Source organism: Pseudomonas fluorescens (assembly GCF_001708445.1).
Taxonomy (GTDB): domain Bacteria; phylum Pseudomonadota; class Gammaproteobacteria; order Pseudomonadales; family Pseudomonadaceae; genus Aquipseudomonas; species Aquipseudomonas gorinensis.
The window spans coordinates 2,651,900-2,671,986 of record NZ_CP015637.1 but is presented as its reverse complement, the minus strand read 5'-3'; the positions used below and the strand labels follow the sequence as shown (position 1 = coordinate 2,671,986).

At 62.0% G+C, this 20,087-nt stretch carries 13 protein-coding genes; 5 read left to right on the top strand and 8 right to left on the bottom strand.

Annotation, left to right across the window (positions count from 1 at the left end; all coding sequences use genetic code 11):
- Positions 1 to 73 precede the first annotated feature (73 nt).
- Entirely contained in the window at positions 74 to 2,062 is a 1,989-nt protein-coding gene (locus A7317_RS11930; protein WP_024075165.1) for an alpha-1,4-glucan--maltose-1-phosphate maltosyltransferase, read from the bottom strand.
- A gap of 204 nt (positions 2,063 to 2,266) precedes the next feature.
- Here A7317_RS11930 and A7317_RS30850 point away from each other — a divergent pair, with 204 nt between their 5' ends.
- Positions 2,267 to 2,440: a hypothetical protein gene (locus A7317_RS30850; protein WP_168233082.1), complete on the top strand. Its 174-nt coding sequence runs from the start codon at positions 2,267 to 2,269 to the stop codon at positions 2,438 to 2,440.
- Between the two features lie 333 nt (positions 2,441 to 2,773).
- Complete coding sequence (locus A7317_RS11925) at positions 2,774 to 3,604, top strand: M10 family metallopeptidase C-terminal domain-containing protein (protein WP_051448884.1); 831 nt, start codon at positions 2,774 to 2,776, stop codon at positions 3,602 to 3,604.
- A 7-nt stretch (positions 3,605 to 3,611) separates the two neighbouring features.
- Here A7317_RS11925 and A7317_RS11920 read toward each other — a convergent pair whose 3' ends face one another.
- Positions 3,612 to 4,109 (bottom strand): MgtC/SapB family protein, encoded by a 498-nt coding sequence (locus A7317_RS11920; RefSeq protein ID WP_069075883.1) that lies wholly within the window; start codon positions 4,107 to 4,109, stop codon positions 3,612 to 3,614.
- Positions 4,110 to 4,229: 120 nt separating this feature from the next.
- Between A7317_RS11920 and A7317_RS11915 the strand changes: the two genes are divergently transcribed.
- The 3 genes from A7317_RS11915 (at position 4,230) to mapR (ending at position 7,691) form a co-directional block, all read left to right on the top strand.
- Positions 4,230 to 4,469 (top strand): DUF3203 family protein, encoded by a 240-nt coding sequence (locus A7317_RS11915; RefSeq protein ID WP_024075162.1) that lies wholly within the window; start codon positions 4,230 to 4,232, stop codon positions 4,467 to 4,469.
- Between the two features lie 184 nt (positions 4,470 to 4,653).
- The gene (gene ccoG / locus A7317_RS11910) at positions 4,654 to 6,069 is read left to right on the top strand and encodes a cytochrome c oxidase accessory protein CcoG (RefSeq protein ID WP_069077389.1); all 1,416 of its coding nucleotides are present in this window, start codon (positions 4,654 to 4,656) and stop codon (positions 6,067 to 6,069) included.
- A 212-nt stretch (positions 6,070 to 6,281) separates the two neighbouring features.
- The gene (gene mapR, locus A7317_RS11905; protein ID WP_024075160.1) at positions 6,282 to 7,691 is read left to right on the top strand and encodes a GntR family transcriptional regulator MpaR; all 1,410 of its coding nucleotides are present in this window, start codon (positions 6,282 to 6,284) and stop codon (positions 7,689 to 7,691) included.
- Between the two features lie 58 nt (positions 7,692 to 7,749).
- Here mapR and A7317_RS11900 read toward each other — a convergent pair whose 3' ends face one another.
- The 6 genes from A7317_RS11900 to A7317_RS11875 all read right to left on the bottom strand — a co-directional run bounded on the left by A7317_RS11900 (position 7,750) and on the right by A7317_RS11875 (position 19,935).
- Complete coding sequence (locus A7317_RS11900) at positions 7,750 to 8,496, bottom strand: SDR family oxidoreductase (protein WP_069075882.1); 747 nt, start codon at positions 8,494 to 8,496, stop codon at positions 7,750 to 7,752.
- Between the two features lie 54 nt (positions 8,497 to 8,550).
- Positions 8,551 to 10,647, bottom strand: a complete 2,097-nt coding sequence (locus tag A7317_RS11895) for a putative bifunctional diguanylate cyclase/phosphodiesterase (protein ID WP_069075881.1) — start codon at positions 10,645 to 10,647, stop codon at positions 8,551 to 8,553.
- A 225-nt stretch (positions 10,648 to 10,872) separates the two neighbouring features.
- The gene (locus A7317_RS11890) at positions 10,873 to 12,438 is read right to left on the bottom strand and encodes an efflux transporter outer membrane subunit (protein WP_069075880.1); all 1,566 of its coding nucleotides are present in this window, start codon (positions 12,436 to 12,438) and stop codon (positions 10,873 to 10,875) included.
- Complete coding sequence (locus A7317_RS11885; RefSeq protein WP_024075156.1) at positions 12,435 to 15,542, bottom strand: efflux RND transporter permease subunit; 3,108 nt, start codon at positions 15,540 to 15,542, stop codon at positions 12,435 to 12,437. The genes A7317_RS11890 and A7317_RS11885 overlap by 4 nt, the downstream gene beginning before the upstream one ends.
- Complete coding sequence (locus A7317_RS11880; RefSeq protein ID WP_069075879.1) at positions 15,539 to 18,640, bottom strand: MdtB/MuxB family multidrug efflux RND transporter permease subunit; 3,102 nt, start codon at positions 18,638 to 18,640, stop codon at positions 15,539 to 15,541. Before A7317_RS11880 ends, A7317_RS11885 begins: the two co-directional genes overlap by 4 nt.
- Positions 18,637 to 19,935, bottom strand: coding sequence for an MdtA/MuxA family multidrug efflux RND transporter periplasmic adaptor subunit (locus A7317_RS11875; protein ID WP_069075878.1), 1,299 nt, complete (start codon positions 19,933 to 19,935; stop codon positions 18,637 to 18,639). The genes A7317_RS11880 and A7317_RS11875 overlap by 4 nt, the downstream gene beginning before the upstream one ends.
- Between the last annotated feature and the right edge of the window lie 152 nt (positions 19,936 to 20,087).

Sequence of the window (20,087 nt, the reverse complement as noted above, 5' to 3'; positions counted from 1 at the left end):
GAAATTCTTGCAAACTGAACGCGGTCAAGGTGGGAGGGGCTTGCCCCCTCCCAGCTGTTGATCTTCGCCAGGCTCAGGAGGTGGTGATACGCCAGATCCCGAACGGCATCTGCGGCTCCAGCCGCGTCCACTGGTTCTTGCCGTACCAGGTCCAGCGATGGCCGTTCATCAAGTCTTCACCCTGGATCTGCGCATCGTCCGGCAGGCCCAGCTCCCAGAGCGGTAACTCGAAATGGGCTTCCTGGGCGTTGAAGGGGTCGAGGTTGACTGCCACCAGGATGAAGTTGCTGCCGTCCTCGCTGCGCTTGCCGAAGTACAGGATGTTGTCGTTCCAGGCGTTGTACAGCTTCAGGCCCAAGTGGGTCTGCAACGCCGGGTTCTGTCGGCGGATGCGATTGAGCTGGGCGATCTCGGCAATGATGTTGCCCGGCGCGGTGAAGTCCCGTGGGCGGATCTCGTACTTCTCCGAGTCCAGGTACTCTTCCTTGCCCGGTACCGGCGCGGCTTCGCACAGTTCAAAACCTGAATACATGCCCCACAGCCCCGAGCCCATGCTGGCCAACACGGCGCGGATCAAGAAGCCCGGACGCCCGGACTCATGCAGGAAGCCTGGGTTGATGTCCGGCGTATTGACGAAGAAGTTCGGCCGGTAGCATTCGCGCCACGGTGACTGGTTCAACTGCGTCAGGTACTCGCTCAGTTCGGCCTTGGTGTTACGCCAGGTGAAATAGGTGTAGCTCTGGGAGTATCCGACCTTGCCCAGGCGCGCCATCATCGCGGGGGTGGTGAAAGCTTCGGCGAGGAAGATCACTTCCGGGTGCTTGGCCCTGACATCACTGATCAGCCATTGCCAGAACGGCAGCGGCTTGGTGTGAGGGTTGTCGACGCGAAAGGTCTTCACGCCCTCTTCCACCCAACCGACCACGATGTCCCGCAGCTCGGTCCATAGGCCGGGGATGGCATCGGCGGCGTAAAAGTCGACGTTGACGATGTCCTGGTATTTTTTCGGCGGGTTTTCCGCGTATTTGATCGTGCCGTCCGGGCGCCAGTTGAACCAGCCCGGGTGCTGCTTGAGCCAGGGGTGGTCCTGGGAGCACTGGATGGCAAAGTCCAGGGCGATTTCCAAGCCATGCTCGGCGGCGGCCTTGACCAGGCGGCGAAAGTCATCGCGGCTGCCCAGTTGCGGGTGGATGGCTTCGTGGCCGCCCTCCTCGCTGCCGATCGCGTAGGGGCTACCCGGATCATCCGGGCCGGCCGTGAGCGCGTTGTTCTTGCCCTTGCGGTGGCTGCGGCCGATGGGGTGGATCGGCGGGAAGTACAGCACATCGAAGCCCATGTCATGGATCATCGACAGCCGCGAGTGCACATCATTGAAGGTGCCGTGGCGTGCGGGATCGTCGGTGATCGAACGGGGAAACAGTTCGTACCAACTGGCAAATTGTGCGGCTTCGCGCTCCACATCGATCGGGTATACGGTGCTGATGCTCAAGTAGGCGCGGTGATCGGCCTGGGTCATGAGATGCGCACTGTCTTCGTGCAAAAACAGCGCGACCTGCTCGGTTTCCAGCAGGCCGGAGAGTTCGTGGTGCAGCAACATCAGGCGGTCGCGCAGCTCGTTGTCGCTGCGTTCGGCGGCCTGCAACACCAGGCTGCGGCCTTCCTGCAACTCCAGGCTGACCGGCACCCCGGCCTCGTGTTTCTTGCGCAGTTCGTAGCAGAAGCTGGCGAAGGTATCGATCCAGGCTTCGATGCAATACTCGTGGGGCCCCTGCTGGACGACGCTAAAAGCACCCTCCCAGCCATCGTTGCCCACATCGGCCATGACCACGCTGTGCCAGCTTTCTTCGTGCAACGCGCGCCAGCGGATCAGCACGGCGAGCTTGTCGTGCCCATCGGCGAACACCTTGCTGGTGACATTGACACGCTGGCCCACCACGGCCTTTACGGCAAATTCGCCGCCATCAATCACGGGGGTGGTGCTTTCAATCGCGATCCTGGGCAACAACAGCGCCTGGGACAACGGCAATAAGGATTCCTTTGGAGCCAGTGTTTCAGCAGTCATCGAGCATCTTCCCCTTACGCCCTGTGGACGCTCTTTGCTTGATCCGAATTCTGATACGGCGCCGCTCTCCCTGAGCAGGGCCGTATAAGGTCCGAGCCTGCACCCTGGTTAAAAGTTCAGGCGGATATGCCGCCATTGGGCGGGGAATCAATTCCCCCCACCCGATGTCCACCGCTAGAGCAAAGCACAAACGAGGCCATACCGATGAATATCCCGATCCCGGCTGAAACACCCGACCCGAATATCGATAACCCGACGCTGCCGCCCACAGAGCCTGAGCCCATTCCAGAACAAGAACCACCTGAAAACGAGCCACCGCCGGTGGAGGAGCCACCGACGACGATCGCCCCCGTGATGTCGAGTACCTCTGGGAACTGACCTTAACAAGCGAAATACCCTACTGGCTCGAACGGTGAAGTCCTTACTTCGTCTGAATGGACATTGGTGATACTGACCGCGCATAGACGTCATCCCAAGACGACTCGCTTACCCAAGCACTCGCGAGGACACATTATGTCAGCCATCCATCAAATACCGACGCCCCACTCCGCACTCCCTCCAAGCCAGCATCGTGCGGAACGGGGCCTCCCTCCCGCGTCTTCAGTCGTAACCACGCAAGCCCTGGAGGCCCTGCTCCGCTCAGGCCCGAACCACGCCAGGCAACCCAAGCGACCCGACAACCCCGAGCCGGCCCCTTCAAGCACGGCAACGATGAAGCAAAGCCTCACTGACCTGGGTGCCCAGGTAAACCGAAGCACGGTTGAACACATGCTGCGTGATCCAACATCCAGAGGGTCTATAGACACCTTCAACAAAATTGGCACGCTATTGACGACCGACAAGATCAGCACCTTATTGTCCGGGCCCGATGCAAACGACAACGTCAAGGTCCTCGAGAAGGTCGAATCTCAATTGAGCAAAGATGCGATCGACACTGTCCTGTCTCCCTTCGAGGCTGAGCAGGTCGACAGCTATCGGAACCATGTCGAGTCGGCCCTGTTCGACCTGAAGTACAGATTAATGACCGCCCCGCTTGAAAGCCGATTTGATCTCGTGCGCCGCTTTGCCAGTAAAAAGCACGAGCCTTTGCTGGATATCCAGGACAACCTTGCTCAAGCAAATGCCAGGGCGACGTCCCTGTGTTCCATTTCCGCGCTGGTGAGAAAAGCAATCGGGTCGTTGAAGTTCCCACACCCCACTGATCTGGAGAATCGCATACCCACTGACACACCCCACAAACCGTGCACGGTTCGGCCGAATATCTACCGTTACACCAGCATCCAGGAGTCTTCCCTCGACGCCCCCAGCGAAGTCCGGGATTTCGTGCACGGTCAAGACAAACTGGATGTTTCAGGTATTCGCAGACAACTCAATAAACCATTGCAATGGGTCCACCAACTATCCGGGGCCAGTGGGGAAATGCAGCTGAAGTACTCCCCCACCACCAACACGAGCGTTCTCGTGATTTCAGGTAACCCGTCGGAGCCAGCGTTTGTCGCAAAGATATTTGGGCAATTGAAGGAAACCGACCTGTTGAGCTGAGCGGTGGTCATTGATCCTTCTCAAAGACCTTGACGATCCTCGGCATCACGCTGAACACCGCCAGGGCCAGTAACGTACTGAGCACCGCCGTCGACTCGCGCCCCATCCCCGCCGCCACCCCAATGGCGGCGGTCATCCACAACCCGGCGGCGGTGGTCAGGCCCTTGACGTGCTGGCCCTCCTCGTCCTCCTTGCCTTTGAGGATAGTGCCCGCCCCCAGGAACCCAATCCCGGCAATCACACCCTGCACCACCCGGCTCATGGCATCCGCCTGGTTGCCGGACATCTGTGGCACCAACACGAACAGCGCGGCGCCCAGGGCCACCAGCATGTGCGTACGCACCCCGGCCGCCTTGCCCTTGTGCTCACGTTCAAAACCGAGGATCCCGCCCAGGAGCGCGGCGATCAACAAGCGTACGGTGATCTGGGTGAGTTGCTTCGCATCGGTAATATCGGCGAATTCGGCTTGCAGGGTTTGCCAGACTTCGTGCCACCAAGCGTCCATGGAAACTGTCCTGTATAGGGGTCGATAAAGCATGGACCGCAGCGACCGCCAGTCAGTTGCCTGGAACCACCGCCGATGGCATGCCCCTAACCTTCATAGCCTATGAAAAGGGAGATCAGCATGACCGTACGTATCGAAAACCATCTGTGCTATTTCATGCTCGATGAAAACGGCCAGGAACAAAGCGTGCCGGCTACCCGAGTCAAGGTCCTCACCGACAACGACAAAGCCATGTCTTACGTGGACCTGGCCGGCCAGCGGATCTATATCACCGAAGCCGAGGCCGACGCCCTGACGGTCGAGGGTGCAACGGATGCACGCAACCACGTCAAGGCCGAAGAGCCTGGTTCGCTGATTTAATTGATCTGCGTCAGCATCGCCAAATCAAGCCTGCACCCCAGGCGCCACGGGGTGCAGCACATTGTCGCAGCGCTTGGACACCAACGCATCTGATCCGCTTTTTATCGCCATACCTGAGTCTGTTATGCAAACAGAGCGACGGGCATAGTTCATCCGCCTGATGGAGGCTGATGAGCGAATGACCATGAGCGAAATAATCCCCGTCCGAACCGTGGAACCCCATGCACCTGCGCACCCAAAGAAGGTGAAGGCCGCATCCAGCGACAACCTGATTCACACCCGCAGCTTTACCGGCCTGTTTCGTACCTTGCGCGTGAGCGGTGCAGGCTTTCTGTTCCTGGCCTTCTTCGGCACCGTGTGGCTGAACTGGGGCGGTCGCCAGGCCGTGCTGTGGGACCTGGCTGAAAGCAAATTCCATATCTTTGGCGCGACCTTCTGGCCCCAGGACTTCATCCTGCTGTCCGCGCTGCTGATCAACTGCGCCTTCGGCCTGTTTGCGATCACTGTGTTTGCCGGCCGCGTATGGTGCGGCTACACCTGCCCGCAAAGCTCCTTTACCTGGTTGTTCATGTGGTGCGAAAAAATCACCGAAGGCGAACGCAACCAACGCATCAAGCTGCAAGCGGCCCCCTGGAGCCTGAATAAACTGGCGCGGCGCTCGGCCAAACATACCTTGTGGCTGGGCATCAGTGTGCTGACCGGGCTGACTTTTGTCGGCTACTTCACCCCCATTCGCCCGCTGGCCACCGAACTGCTGACCTGGCAGATGGGGGGCGTGAGCCTGTTCTGGGTCCTGTTTTTCACCGCAGCCACCTACATCAATGCCGGCTGGCTGCGCGAAGCCGTGTGCATGCACATGTGCCCCTACGCCCGGTTCCAGAGCGTGATGTTCGACAAAGACACCCTGACCATCTCCTATGATGTGGCCCGTGGCGAAAGCCGTGGCCCACGCAAACGCGAGGTGAAACCGGCGGATGTCGGCCTGGGCGACTGTATCGACTGCCAGTTGTGCGTGCAGGTCTGCCCCACCGGCATCGATATCCGCGACGGCCTGCAAATGGAGTGCATCGGCTGCGCGGCGTGCATCGACGCCTGCGATTCGATCATGGACAAAATGGGCTATGCCCGTGGCCTGGTGAGCTACACCTCCGAACATCAACTGCAAGGTGGCAAGACTCACCTGCTGCGGCCGCGCCTGATCGGCTACAGTGCCGTGCTGCTGGTGATGATCGCGGCGCTGGTGGTGGCGTTGGTGCAACGGCCGATGGTGTCGCTGGACGTTACCAAGGACCGCGGCATGTTCCGCGAGAACGCCCAGGGCTTGATCGAAAACATCTACAGCCTCAAGGTCATCAACAAGACGCAGCAACGCCAGGATTACCGCCTGGAGCTGGTGGACGCCGAGGGCTTCCAACTGCAGGGCAAGACCGAGATCAGCCTGGCACCCGGGGAAATCAGCGATGTGCCGGTATCGGTGGCATTGCTGGCCGACAAGCCGGCGAGCAGTTCGCAGACGTTGCGGTTCAAGGTGTCGGATGTGGATGAACCCTGGATCTACAGTGCGGCCGATAGCCGCTTCGTGGCGCCGCTCAACCGCTGAGACCTCGGTACCGAGAATGAATGTGGGAGGTGGGCTTTTTTGTAGGAGCGAGCTTGCTCGCGAAGAACTCAAAGGCGCCGCGTTGATTCAGGAAGCACGCGTTATCGTTGACGTTTTTCGCGAGCGAGCTCGCTCCTACAGAAGGCGATGTACGGCATCAGGGCTCCCCCAATCGGATCTCCACTCATATAAAACACGTGTTTAAGGCCAAAATGAAACGCTACGAAAAATTCGCCGACGACATTGCCGAACTGATCCGCTCCGGCGTCCTCGGCCCCGGCCAACGGGTGCCCTCGGTGCGCTATGCCAGCCAGACCTACGGCGTCAGCCCATCCACCGTCTTCCAGGCCTACTACCTGCTGGAGCGCCGGGGCCTGATCCGTGCGCGTCCGCGCTCCGGCTACTTCGTCAATACCCATGCACCCAGCCCGTTTTCCGAGCCGGTGGTGAGCGAGCAGGTCCACGAGTCCACCGAGGTCGATGTGAGCGAACTGGTGTTCTCGGTACTCGACTCCATCAAGGACCCGAACACCGTACCCTTCGGCTCGGCCTTCCCCAGCCCGATGCTGTTCCCGCTGCCACGCCTGGCCCGCTCCCTGGCCAGCGCCAGCCGTGAGATGGACCCGCGCCTGGTGGTCACCGACATGTCGCCGGGCAACCCGCAATTGCGACGCCAGATTGCCCTGCGCTACATGGTCGGCGGGCTGATGCTGCCCATGGAAGAACTGCTGATCACCAACGGGGCGCTGGAGGCCCTGAACCTGTGCCTGCAGGCCGTCACCGAGCCGGGTGACCTGGTGGCCATTGAAGCCCCCGCGTTCTATGCCTGCCTGCAGGTGCTGGAACGCCTGAAGCTCAAGGCGGTGGAGATCCCGGTGCATCCACGCGATGGCATTGACCTTAACGCGTTGTCGCAAAGCCTTGAGCGCTACCCGATCAAGGCCTGCTGGACCATGACCAGCTTCCAGAACCCCATGGGCGCCACACTGCCAGAGTCGAAGAAACAGGAACTGGTGGAGCTGTTGCGCCGTCACCAGGTGCCGCTGATCGAAGACGACGTCTACGCCGAGCTGTACTACGGGCAACAGGCACCGAAACCGGCCAAGGCCTTCGACACCGAGGGCCTGGTGATGCACTGCGGTTCATTCGCCAAGAGCCTGGCCCCGGGTTACCGGGTTGGTTGGGTCGCGGCCGGGCGTTATGCGCAGAAGGTCGAGCGCTTGAAGCTGATGACCTCGCTCTGCCCGTCGATGCCGGCCCAGGCAGCCATCGCCGACTACCTGCAACACGGCGGCTATGATCGGCACCTGCGCAAATTGCGTTATGCCCTGGAAGAACAGCAAAGCGCCATGCTTGCCGCCATTGCACGCTACTTTCCGGCGCAGACACGGGTCAGCCAGCCGGCCGGCGGCTACTTCCTGTGGTTGGAACTGCCAGAGCAGACAGACTCGTTGAAATTGTTCCAGATGGCTTTGGCCCAGGGCATCAGCATTGCGCCGGGACCGATTTTCTCGGCAACCCAGCGTTTCCGCAATTGCATTCGCTTGAACTATGGCAGCCCATGGACCGAGGCGTCGGAAAAGGCGATGGAGACGTTGGGCCGGATCGTAAGGTCATTCTGAGCTGGAACCCGGCGGAGTAATGAACCTGCGCCGACTTCCGAGCTGATTGCGCTGACGCTTAACGGCCACCGCCCAGGTCGACAAATGTGCCCGTGGCATAAGAAGCCTTATCCGACAACAACCAGATAATCGCTTCCGCCACTTCATCCGGGCGCCCGCCCCGGGCCATGGGGATGCCAGACTCCAGCTTGCTGACCCGATTCGGGTCGCCGCTCAAGGCATGGAAGTCGGTAAAGATATAGCCGGGGCGCACCGCGTTGACACGAATGCCTTCGCCCGCGACTTCCTTCGACAAGCCAATGGTGAAGGTATCGAGCGCGCCCTTGGAGGCTGCGTAATCGACATACTCTCCCGGTGAGCCGCGCCGCGCGGCCACCGATGACACGTTGACGATACTGCCGCCCTGCCCGCCATGCTTGGGCGACATGCGCAGCACGGCATGCTTGGCACACAGGATCGGGCCAAGCACATTGGTCTTCATGACTTTCAGGATGCGAAACTCGGACATTTCGTCCACCCGCGATTTATGCCCCACGGTGCCAGCATTGTTGACCAACGCCGTGACCCGGCCCAGTTCGGCGTCGACGCGATGAAACAGTGCGATCACTTCATCTTCGATGCTGACATCCGCCCGCACGGCAATCGCCTGGGCGCCCAGGGCCCGAACCTGTTCAAGCACGCGGTGCGCGGCGTCCTCGTCGGATTGGTAATTGATGCAGATGCGATAGCCCTCGCGAGCGGCCAGCAATGCCGTCTCGGCGCCAATCCCACGGCTGCCCCCGGTGATGATGACGACTTTGTCCATGCGTGCGGTCCCCTGTTTCAACCTGATGTTTATGCATGAATCCAATACTAACTGTCACCTACGGCTTTTGTCAGGCGCCAACGCGTCTTCGACGCGCTGGATGCCGACCATGAAGCCGTCAGCCGGCAGCGGGTGTCCGAGCAGATAACCTTGCAGGGAATCACAGCCCAGGCGGGTCAGGAAACGCTGCTGCGCATCGGTTTCCACGCCTTCGGCGACGATCCGCAGGCCCAGGGCCTGGCCCAGGGCGACAATGGCCGAGACGATGGCGGCATCGTCGCTGTCGTGCTCCAGGTCGCGTACAAACCCACGGTCGATCTTCAGTTCGTTGGCCGGCAGACGCTTGAGGTACATCAGGCTGGAATAGCCGGTGCCAAAGTCATCGATGGACAGATCGACCCCCATGTCGGAAAGCTGCTGCAACACCGTCATGCTCGCATCGGCATCGCGCATGGCGGTGGTCTCGGTGATCTCCAGGGTCAGGCTGTTGGCCGGCAACTGGTGACGCTCCAGGGCCGCCGCCACACTCTGGACCAGCCCCCCATGGCAGAACTGCAACGCCGAGAGGTTAACGGCAATGCGCCACCCCTCGTAGCCCTGGCCGTACCACTCGCGCATCTGGCGGCAGGCTTCATTGAGCACCCATTCCCCCATCGGGATGATCAGCCCGGTCTTTTCCGCCAATTCGATAAACGTGTCGGGCAACAGCAAACCGTGCTGCGGATGCTCCCAGCGCAGCAACGCTTCGGCCCCTACCGGGAGACCACTGACGGCGTCGAATTTGGGCTGGTAATACAACCGGAACTGCTGGTGTTCGAGGGCATTGCGCAGGTCCTGCAACAACTGCAGCTGCTTGCGCGCGTTAGTGTTCATCGACACATCGAAGAAGCTGTAGCCATTCTTGCCCATGCCCTTGGCGTGGTACATCGCGGCATCGGCGTTCATCAGCAGCTCCTGGGGGTTACCGCCGTTGCCGGGGTACAGGGCAATGCCGACGCTGGCGGAGATTTTCAACGCATGCTCGGCCACCTGGAACGCGCGATTGATCAACGACACCTGGCGTTCAGCCAGGCCGAGGGCATCATCCGGCTGCGTCAGTTGCACCAGCAGTACGAACTCATCCCCGCCGATACGCGCCAGGGTGTCCTGGCTGCGCAGGTCTTCACGCAGGCGCTGGCCGACCTCGCGCAGCAACTGATCCCCCAGGTGGTGGCCGAAGGCATCGTTGACCGGTTTGAAGCCATCCAGGTCGATAAACATCAGGGCGAAGCAACCGCCCTGCTCCTTCACCGCCTGCATCGCCTGCTGAATACGGTCTGCGAGCAAGGTGCGATTGGGTAGGCCGGTGAGCATGTCGTGCAGGGCCAGGTGGGTCAGTTCCTGGTTCGCCAGGGTCAGGGAGTCGGCGAGTAAGGCGGTGCGGGCTTCCAGGCGCGCATCAAGCAGCGAGGTCAGCAATGCAATGGCAAGCACGGCCAAGGTCGTCACCAGCACCAGGTTATCCAGGCCCTTGCCACTTAAGCCGGTCAAGGCGGCGCCGCAGAAACTGTCATCGGCAAAGCGTGCCGCGGCCATACCGGTGTAATGCATGCCAACAATGGCAAACCCCATTACCACCGCCGCCCCGCCACGTACCAGGCGTACGTAGGGAGTATTGCGCCGAAGGTTAAAGGCGATCCAAAGTGCCGCGCCGGACGCCGCCACCGCTATCAGCAACGACACGCCAAACAAGCCGGGGTCGTAGTCGATGCCCGGCGTCATGCGCATCGCGGCCATGCCGGTGTAATGCATGCTGGCGATGCCCATCCCCATGACCAGCGCGCCAAACACCAGCTGCCAGGCGGGCAGGTGCTGCTGGCTCACCAGCCATAAGGCAAAACCGCTGGACAACACCGCGATCAACAACGACAGCGCGGTAATGCCCAGGTCAAACCCCAGGGCAAACGGCAGGCGCAGCGCCAACATGCCGATAAAGTGCATGGACCACACCCCCACGCCCATGGCCAGCGCCCCGCCTGCTATCCATAGATAAACCGCGCGCCCGCTGGCCGTGGCGATGCGGCCACTGAGGTCCAGCGCGGTATAGGACGCGAGGATCGCAACGAACAGGGAGATCACAACCAGGGAGGGGGAATAACTACCGACAAGCATGCAATTTCTCGTGCGCAACGGGCCGGAGAGGCCCGTGCCAGGTGGCAAAGCGGGCGATTGTAGCGAGAATAATTCTTGGGCACTCGATTAATTATCAGAGAGCCATCAGTGGCATTTTGACGCCAATCTACCGGCTCAACGCCGATCGATTCTTGCCGTCATGCCTACTGCTTAGCCTCCACATTATCGCTGCCAAAATGCGGCTCACTGTCCTGCCTTGCGCACTCACTCCTTCTCGGCAATCGGCGTCTGCCCATCCCAGCCACCGCCCAGTGCGGCGATCAGTTGCACGCTCGCCACCAATCGCGACTGCAGCAAGGTCAACACAGTGCGCTCGTTACTCAAAGCGGTGGCCTGCACAGTGACCACATCCAGATAGGCAATCAGCCCCGCCTTGTATTGGTTCTGGGTCAAGCGCAACGATTCCCGCGCGGCTTCCAGGGCTTCGTTGCTGACCACGGCCTCGTCTTCCAGCACCTTGAGCTGGACCATGTAGTTTTCCACTTCGCGGAACCCGTCCAGTACGGTCTGGCGGTACTTGGCCACGGTTTCGTCGTAGGAAGCCACTGTGCGGTCCACTTCCGCCGAGCGCTGGCCGCCGTCGAACAGGGTCATGGCGAGTTTCGGCCCGACCGACCAGAAGCGGTTCGGCAGGCTGATCCAATCGGCATAGGTGCTGCTGGAGTAGCCCCCGGCCAGGCTGAGGCTCAGGTCCGGGTAATAGGCAGCCTTGGCCACGCCGATATTGGCGTTGGCGGCGATCACTGAGCGCTCGGCCGAAGCGATGTCCGGGCGACGTTCGAGCAATTGCGAAGGCAGGCTGACCGGGATCTGCGGCAATGCCGGGATGTCCTTGCTCACCGCCAGGTTGAAGTTGGCGGGTGCCTCACCGATCAACACGGCGATGGCGTTTTCCAGTTGCGCGCGCTGCCAGATCAGGTCGATCAGGCTGGCCTGGGTCGTCTTGAGCTGGGTTTGCGCCTGGGCCACCGCTTCCTTGCCGGAGACACCGGCGCGGTATTGGTTCTCGGTCATTTGCAGGGAGCGTTGGTACGTGTCCAGGGTGGCTTGCAGCAGACGGGTCTGCTCGTCCATGACCCGCAATTGCAGGTAGCTTTGCACCAGTTCCGACTGCTGGCTCAAGCGCATCGCGGCCAGGTCGGCCGAGCTGGCTTCGGCGCTGGCTTCGTTGGCCTCCAGGCCGCGGCGCAACTTGCCCCAGATGTCGGCTTCCCAGCTCACGCCCAGCTGGGCGTTGAGGGTGTTGCGGATGCCGCTGCTGGAACTGCTGAGGCTCGCGCTGCTGCTACCGGAGCCCTGGCTCGCGCGGGTTTTTCCGACGCTCAGGTCAACGGTGGGGTAAAACGCGCCACGGGAACTGCGCACCAGGGCCTGGGCCTGGCGAAAACGTGCTTCGGCCTGGGCCACGGTCTGGTTGGAGCTGTTCAGGCGCTGCACCAGGTCATTGAGTTGACGATCACCGTACAGCTCCCACCAGGCGCCACGGGCCAGGGAATCGCTCGGCGTGGCCTGGCGCCAGCCCTGGGCCTCCTTGAACTGCGCCGGCTCGATGACTTCCGGGCGATGGTAGTCAGGGCCGACGGCGCAGGCGCTGAGCAACAACGCCAACCCCACTGTAGGAGCGAGCTTGCTCGCGAAGGTCGTTAACGATAACGCGCCGAGCCTGAATGAACGCGGGGACTGCCGTTTTTTCGCGAGCAAGCTCGCTCCTACAGGGGTGGGTGCCGTGTCGGAAACCCGCCGTGCATGGGTATGGGTTGAATCGGTCATAGCGCAGTGTCCAGGGCAGCATCGGTACGCACGCCACGCCAGGCGTTGAAACGGTGGCGCGCGCGGTCTAGATAAAGGTAAACCACCGGGGTGGTGTAGAGGGTCAGGATCTGGCTGAAGGCCAGGCCGCCGATGATGGTCAAGCCCAGTGGGTGGCGCATTTCCGCGCCATCACCAGCGCCCAGCAGCAAGGGCAAGGCGCCGAGAATGGCGGCCAGGGTGGTCATCAGGATCGGCCGCAAGCGCAGCAGGCAGGCACTGCGAATCGACTCCAGCGGGTCCATGCCGTCGTTACGCTCCAACTGCAAGGCCAGGTCGATCATCAAGATGGCGTTCTTCTTCACCACGCCGATCAGCAGGAACAGGCCCAGCAAGGAAATAAGGCTGAACTCGCCGCCCGTCAGGTAGATGGCGAGCATCGCACCGACCCCGGCCGACGGCAGGGTCGAGAGGATCGTCAGCGGGTGGATATAGCTTTCATAGAGGATGCCCAGCACCAGATACACCGCCACCAGCGCGCCGAGAATCATGAACGGCTGGCCCTTCTGCGTCGCCGCGAAGGCGTCGGCGGTGCCGGCCATCTTGGCAATCACATCCTCAGGCAAGCCGAGCTTGGCAATCGCTCGCTCGATGGCAGCCGTCCCCTGCTCCACCGTCACACCGGGCGCCATGTCGAAGGCAATGTTTTCCGAGGCGAACTGGCCTTCATGGCTGACGCGATCGTCTGCCAGGCTGTTTTCATAGTGGGCAATGGTCGACAACGGCACCCGCGCGCCACTGGACGTGATCACCTGCATCTGGTTCAGGGTAATCGGGTCCTGGGCGTATTTCGGGTTGACCTCCATCACCACCTGGTACTGGTTGAGGCTGTCGTAGATGGTGGAAATCTGCCGCTGGCTGTAGGCATTGTTCAAGACTGCCGTGACCATGCTCATGTCGATGCCCAGGCGCTTGGCCTGGTCGCGGTCAACGATCAGCGTGACCTGGGCAGCGCCGCGGCCTTCGCGGGCATCGATGGCGGTCAGCTCGGGCAGCTCACGCAGGGCGGCCACGACTTTCGGGTACCACAGGCGCAGCGCGGCCAAGTCACCGCTTTGCAGGATGTAGGAATACTGTGCAGTGGTCTGGTCACGGCTGCCGCCGAATTGCAGGTCCTGGTCGGCCATCAGGAACAGGCGCCCGCCCGGCACCAGCGGCACATCCTTGCGCAAGCGCTCGATCACCGCTTGCGCCGAGACCTTGCGTTCGCTGATAGGCTTGAGCCGCACCAGCATCACCGCGTTGTTGGTGCCGTTGCTCCCGCCGATAAACCCGGCCACGCTGAGTACCGCCGGGTCCTTGAGCACCGCCTTGCGGAAGGTCTCCATCTTCGGCTGCATCACGCTGAACGACAGCCCGTCATCGCCGCGCACGAAGCCGATCAACTGGCCGGTGTCCTGCTGCGGCATAAAGGTTTTCGGCACCACGACATACAAGGCCACGTTCATGCCGATGGTCAGCAACAGGCTGAGCAGGGTCAGTCGGCGGTGGCGCAGCACCCAGTCGAGGCTGGTGGCGTAGCCGGCGACCATGCGGTCGTTGATCTTCTGGCTCCAGCGCTGCAAACCGGTCATCTGGCCTTTGACATGGGGCTTGAGCCAGCGGGCGCAGAGCATCGGCGTCAGGGTCAGCGAGACAATCAGCGACACAATGATCGCCGCCGACAAGGTGATGGAAAACTCGCGGAACAGGTTGGTGACGATGCCGCCCATGAACAGGATGGACAGGAACACCGCCACCAGCGACACGTTCATCGACAACAAGGTAAAGCCGACTTCCTGGGCGCCCAGGTACGCCGCCTTCATCGGTGGCACCCCTTCGTCGATATGTCGGGAAATGTTCTCCAGTACCACGATGGCATCGTCCACCACCAGGCCGGTCGCCAGGATCAGCGCCATCAGCGAGAAGTTGTTCAACGAAAACCCGTACAGGTACATCACCGCGAACGTTCCCACCAGCGACACCGGCACCGCCAGGGTCGGAATCAACGAGGCGCGGAAGTTACCGAGGAACAGGTACACCACCAGGATGACCAGGCCCACGGCAATCAGCAGGGTCATCTCGGCTTCATGCAAGGTCGCGGTGATCACCGGCGAGCGGTCCATCGCCAGGCTCAGCTTGACGCTGGACGGCAGCACCGCCTGCAATGCGGGCAGCTGGGCCTTGATCTGCCTCACGGTCTCGATGATGTTGGCGCCGGACTGGCGATTGATCACCAGCAGCACCGCGGAATCGTTGTTGAAGAAACCACTGTTGTAGCGGTCTTCCACGCCATCAGTGATCGTGGCCACATCCTTCAGGCGCAGGGCCGCGCCGTTCTGGTAGCGAATCAGCAGCGGTTCATAGTCCTTGGCCTTTTCCAACTGGTCATTGGCCTGGATCTGCCAATTGCGCTCGCTGTCTTCCAGGGAGCCCTTGGGGCGCCGCTGGTTCGCGTTGGCAATGGTGTTGCGCACATCGTCCAGGGCCACGCCGTACTGGTCGAGAGCCTTGGGTTCAAGTTCGATACGCACCGCCGGCAGGGAGCTGCCGCCGATCTGCACTTCGCCCACGCCGGGCACCTGGGACAGGCTTTGCGAGAGGATGGTCGAGGCCAGGTCGTACAACTGGCCTTTCTGCAACACGTCCGAGGTCAGCGACAGCACCATGATCGGTGCCTGGGACGGGTTGATTTTCTTGTAGGTGGGCATGCTGCGCATGCCGCTGGGCAGCAGGTTGCGCGAAGCGTTGATGGCCGCCTGCACTTCCCGCGCCGCGCCGTTGATGTCACGGTCGGAGTCGAACGCCAGGATCACCCGGGTGGAGCCCTGGCTCGACGAACTGCTCATGGTGGTAATGCCGGCAATCGCGCCAAAGGAGCGCTCCAACGGCGTGGCCACGGTCGACGCCATCACCTCGGGGCTCGCGCCGGGCAAGCTGGCCGAGACCACGATCACCGGGAAATCGATCTGCGGCAGCGGCGACACCGGCAGCAGGTTAAAGCTGACACCGCCCAGCAACAGGATCGCCAGGCTCAGCAGCATGGTGGCGACCGGCCGGCGAATGAAAGGTCCGGACAGGTTCATGACTCAACCGGCTCCAGGCTTTGCGGCTCTTTGCGCCAGCGACGACCGAGACGGTCGAAGTACAGGTAGATCACCGGGGTGGTGAACAGGGTCAACACCTGGCTCACCAGCAAACCGCCAACCATCACCAGGCCCAGGGGCTGGCGCAGTTCTGCGCCGGAGCCGGTGGCCAGCATCAACGGCACCGCACCGAACAGCGCCGCCAGGGTGGTCATCAGGATCGGCCGGAAGCGCAACAGCGCCGCCCGGTAGATCGCGGTCTGCGGGTCCAGCCCCTGGTTGCGTTCGGCGTCCAGGGCGAAGTCGATCATCATGATCGCGTTCTTTTTCACGATGCCGATCAGCAGGATGATGCCGATGATCGCGATCATGCCCAGGTCATTGCCACTGAGCAGCAACGCGAGCAAGGCCCCCACCGCTGCCGACGGCAGGGTCGAAAGGATGGTGATCGGGTGGATGTAGCTCTCGTAGAGCACGCCGAGCACGATATACATGGTGACCACCGCCGCCAGGATCAGCAGCAAGGTGCTCGACAACGACGCCTCGAACGCCTGGGCGGCGCCCTGGAACTGGGTCTGCACGCCCACCGGCATGCCGATGTCCTTCTGCACCTGGTTGATCAGCTCGACGCCTTTGCCCAGCGCCACGCCGGGCGCCAGGTTGAATGACATCATCACCGCCGGGAACTGGCCGATATGCGCAATCGCCAACTGGGCCTGGCGCTGTTCCACCCGGGCCAGGCTCGACAGGCGGACCTGGCCGCCGTCGGTGGTCTTCACATGGATCTGGTTCAGCGCATCCGGCCCCAGGGTTTCGCCCGACTGGGCCTGCAAGACCACGCGGTATTGGCTGGCCTGGGTGTAGATGGTGGAAATCTGCCGCTGGCCGAAGGCGTCGTACAGCGCATCGGTAATGGTCGACACGCTGACACCCAGGCGCGAGGCCGCATCACGATCGATCACCAGGTACACCTGCAGGCCCTTGTCCTGGAGGTCGCTGGCGACGTCGGTCAGCTCCGGCAACTGGCGGAGGGCATGCACCAGCTTGCCGCTCCACAGGGCCAGCAACTCCGCATCCGGCGAGGACATGCTGAACTGGTACTGGGTTCGACTGACGCGGTCTTCAATGGTCAGGTCCTGCACCGGCTGCATGAACAGGCGGATGCCCACCAGCTTGTCGATTTCCGGTTGCAGGCGGGTGATCACCTGGGCGGCACTCAGGTCGCGCTGGCCGTGGGGCTTGAGGTTGATCAGCAAGCGGCCGCTGTTGAGGGTGGCGTTATCGCCATCCACGCCAATGTAGGACGACAGGCTTTGCACCGCCGGGTCGGCCAGGATGATCTTGGCCAGCTCCTGCTGGCGCTGGCTCATGGCCGCAAAGGATATCGACTGCGGCGCTTCGGAAATGCCCTGGATCACCCCGGTGTCCTGCACCGGGAAAAAGCCCTTGGGCACCACCAGGTACAGCACTACCGTAAGGCCCAGGGTGGCGATGGCCACCAGCAGGGTCAGCGGCTGGTGCCTGAGCACCCACTGCAATTTGCGCCCGTAGGCGCCGATCAGCCAGTCGATCCAGGCGCCGCTGGCCTTGTAGAAACGGCTTTGTTCTTCTTCCTTGGGTTCCCGCTTGAGCAGCCGCGCGCACATCATTGGCGTCAGGGTCAGGGACACCACCAGGGAAATCAGGATCGCCACCGCCAGGGTAATCGCGAATTCGCGGAACAGGCGCCCGACCACGTCAGCCATGAACAGCAACGGAATCAATACGGCGATCAGCGACAGGGTCAGGGAAATCAGGGTGAACCCGATCTGCTTGGCGCCCTTGAGCGCGGCTACCAGCGGGGTCTCGCCTTCCTCGATGTAGCGGGAAATGTTCTCCAGCATCACGATGGCATCGTCCACCACGAAGCCGGTGGCGATGGTCAGGGCCATCAGCGTGAGGTTGTTGATGGAGAAACCGGCCAGGTACATCACCCCAAAGGTGCCGACCAGCGATAGCGGCACGGCAATGGAGGGAATGATCGTGGCGCTGACCCGGCGCAGGAACAGGAAGGTCACCATCACCACCAGGGCAATGGCGATCAGCAGTTCGTGCTGCACGTCGGTGACCGACGCGCGGATGGTCTGGGTGCGGTCGGTCAGGACCGTGACGTCCAGGCCGGCCGGCAGGTTATCGGTGATACTCGGCAGCAGGGCCTTGATACGGTCCACCACCTCGATCACGTTGGCGCCCGGCTGGCGCTGGATGTTCAGCAACACGGCCTGGTTTTCATTGGCCCAGGCAGCAAGGCGTTCGTTTTCCGCACCATCGACGATCTGCGCCACATCCTTGAGGCGCAACGGTGCGCCATTGTTGTAGGCCAGGATCAGTTCGGCGTATTGCTGGGGCGAGACCAACTGGTCGTTGGCATCGAGCATCGACACCCGGGTCGGGCCGTCGAAGTTGCCCTTGGGCTGGTTGACGTTGGACGCGGCGATCAGGGTACGCACGTCCGACAGGTTCAAGCCGTTGGCGGCCAGGGCCTCGGGGTTGACCTTGATCCGCACCGCCTGGCGCTGGCCGCCGGCGATGCTGACCATGCCGACGCCGCTGATCTGCGCGATCTTCTGCGCCATGCGCGTATCGACCAGGTCATTGAGCTTGGGCAGCAGCATGGTCTTGGAGGTGATCGCCAAGGTCAACACCGGGGTGTCCGCCGGGTTGACCTTGTTGTACACCGGCGGTGCCGGCAAATCCTTGGGCAGCAGGTTGGTGGCGGCGTTGATCGCGGCCTGCACCTGTTGCTCGGCGACATCCATATTGATGTCGAGGTTGAAACGCAGGGTCAGCACCGAGGCGCCGCCGGAGCTGGTGGACGCCATCTGGGTCAGGCCGGGCATTTGCCCGAACTGGCGCTCCAGGGGCGCGGTGACGGCGCTGGTCATCACGTCCGGGCTGGCGCCAGGGTACAGGGTCATCACGCGGATGGTCGGGTAATCCACCTGGGGCAAGGCCGAGACGGGTAGCAGGCGGTACGAGATGATGCCGGCCAGGACAATGGCCAGCATGCTCAGCGTGGTGGCGACCGGGCGAAGGATAAACAGCCGCGAGAGGTTCATGAACCGACCTTTTGCGCCTTGCCGGCGTCAGCGCCGGTCTCCCCTTTCGCAGCAGGCTTGCCTTGCAGGTGCTCGGTCGGCGTGGTCGGTACCTGGCTGCTGTCGTTGACCACTTCGACTTCGCTGCCGTCCTTCAGGCGGTCGGTGCCTTCAAGCACCACCCGGTCGCCGGCGACCAGGCCCTCCTTGATCACGGTGTTATCGCCATCGCTGTCACCCACCACCAACGGCTGGACCTTGACCTTCTTATCGCCATCGAGCTTGTAGACAAAGGTGCCGTTGTTGCCGAACTGAATCGCGGCCGACGGCGCCAGTACCACGTTGTGCAGGGTATCGGCGAGCAGATGCACATTCACGAATTGGTTGGGGAACAGTACCTGGTCCTTGTTATCGAAACGTGCCTTGAACTTCAGGGTACCGGTGGTGACGTCGATCTGGTTGTCCAGGCTCTGTAGCACGCCGGTGGCCTGGCGCTTCGCATCGCCACGGTCCCAGGCCTCCACGGGCAGCTTGTTGCCGGCGTGGTAACGGGCGAGCACGGTTTCCAGGGTGCTCTCCGGCAGGGTGAAGGCCACGCTGATCGGTTGGGTCTGGGTGATCACCGCCAGCGCCGTGGTGTCGTTGGCGGCCACCAGGTTACCGACGTCGAGCTGACGCAGGCCGACGCGCCCGCTGATCGGCGCGCGGATCCTGGTGAATTCGAGGTTGAGCTTGGCGTCGTCCACCGCGCCCTGGTTGGTCTTGACCGTGCCCTGGTATTGCAGGACCAGCGCTTCGGCTGTGTCGAGGGTCTGCTTGGCGATGCTGTCCTGGGCGTAGAGGTCGCGGTAACGCTGGACGTCGACCTGGGCGTTCTTCAACTGGGCCTGGTTCTGCATCAGCGTGCCCTGGGCCTGGAGCAAGGCGTTCTGATAGCTGCGCGGGTCGATTTCCGCCAACAGGTCGCCGGCCTTGACCATCTGCCCTTCTTCAAAGGCGATCTTCACCAACTGGCCGCCCACCTGGCTGCGTACATTGATGGTGTTGAGCGCGGTGACCGTACCCAATGCCTTGTAGTACACCGGGAATTCCCCCAGCACCGCCGGTGCCACGCGCACCGGCACCGGCCCAGTGGAACCACCGAAGCCTGGGCGTGCCATGCCCGTCTTGCTGGTGCGTGCGGCCGGCGCATCTTTATGGGCAGCGCCACCCGGCCAGAATTTCCAGCACAGACCGGCGATAACCAGCAGCACAAGCAGGCCGAACAGCCAGCGTCGGGAGTTACGGGGGGTGGATTGCATGGAGTGATCAACCATTGGGCGCGAGAGCTTCTTCTTTGGGAGGCTGAAAGATAAGCACTGGGGCGCGTTAAGAAAAGCGCCTTTACCGGCTATTTACCTTGGGCTTACATCTTTTAACTTTTGAGCTTAGTCCGCCGGCTATTTCCCTAAGCATCTGACGTGCAAAT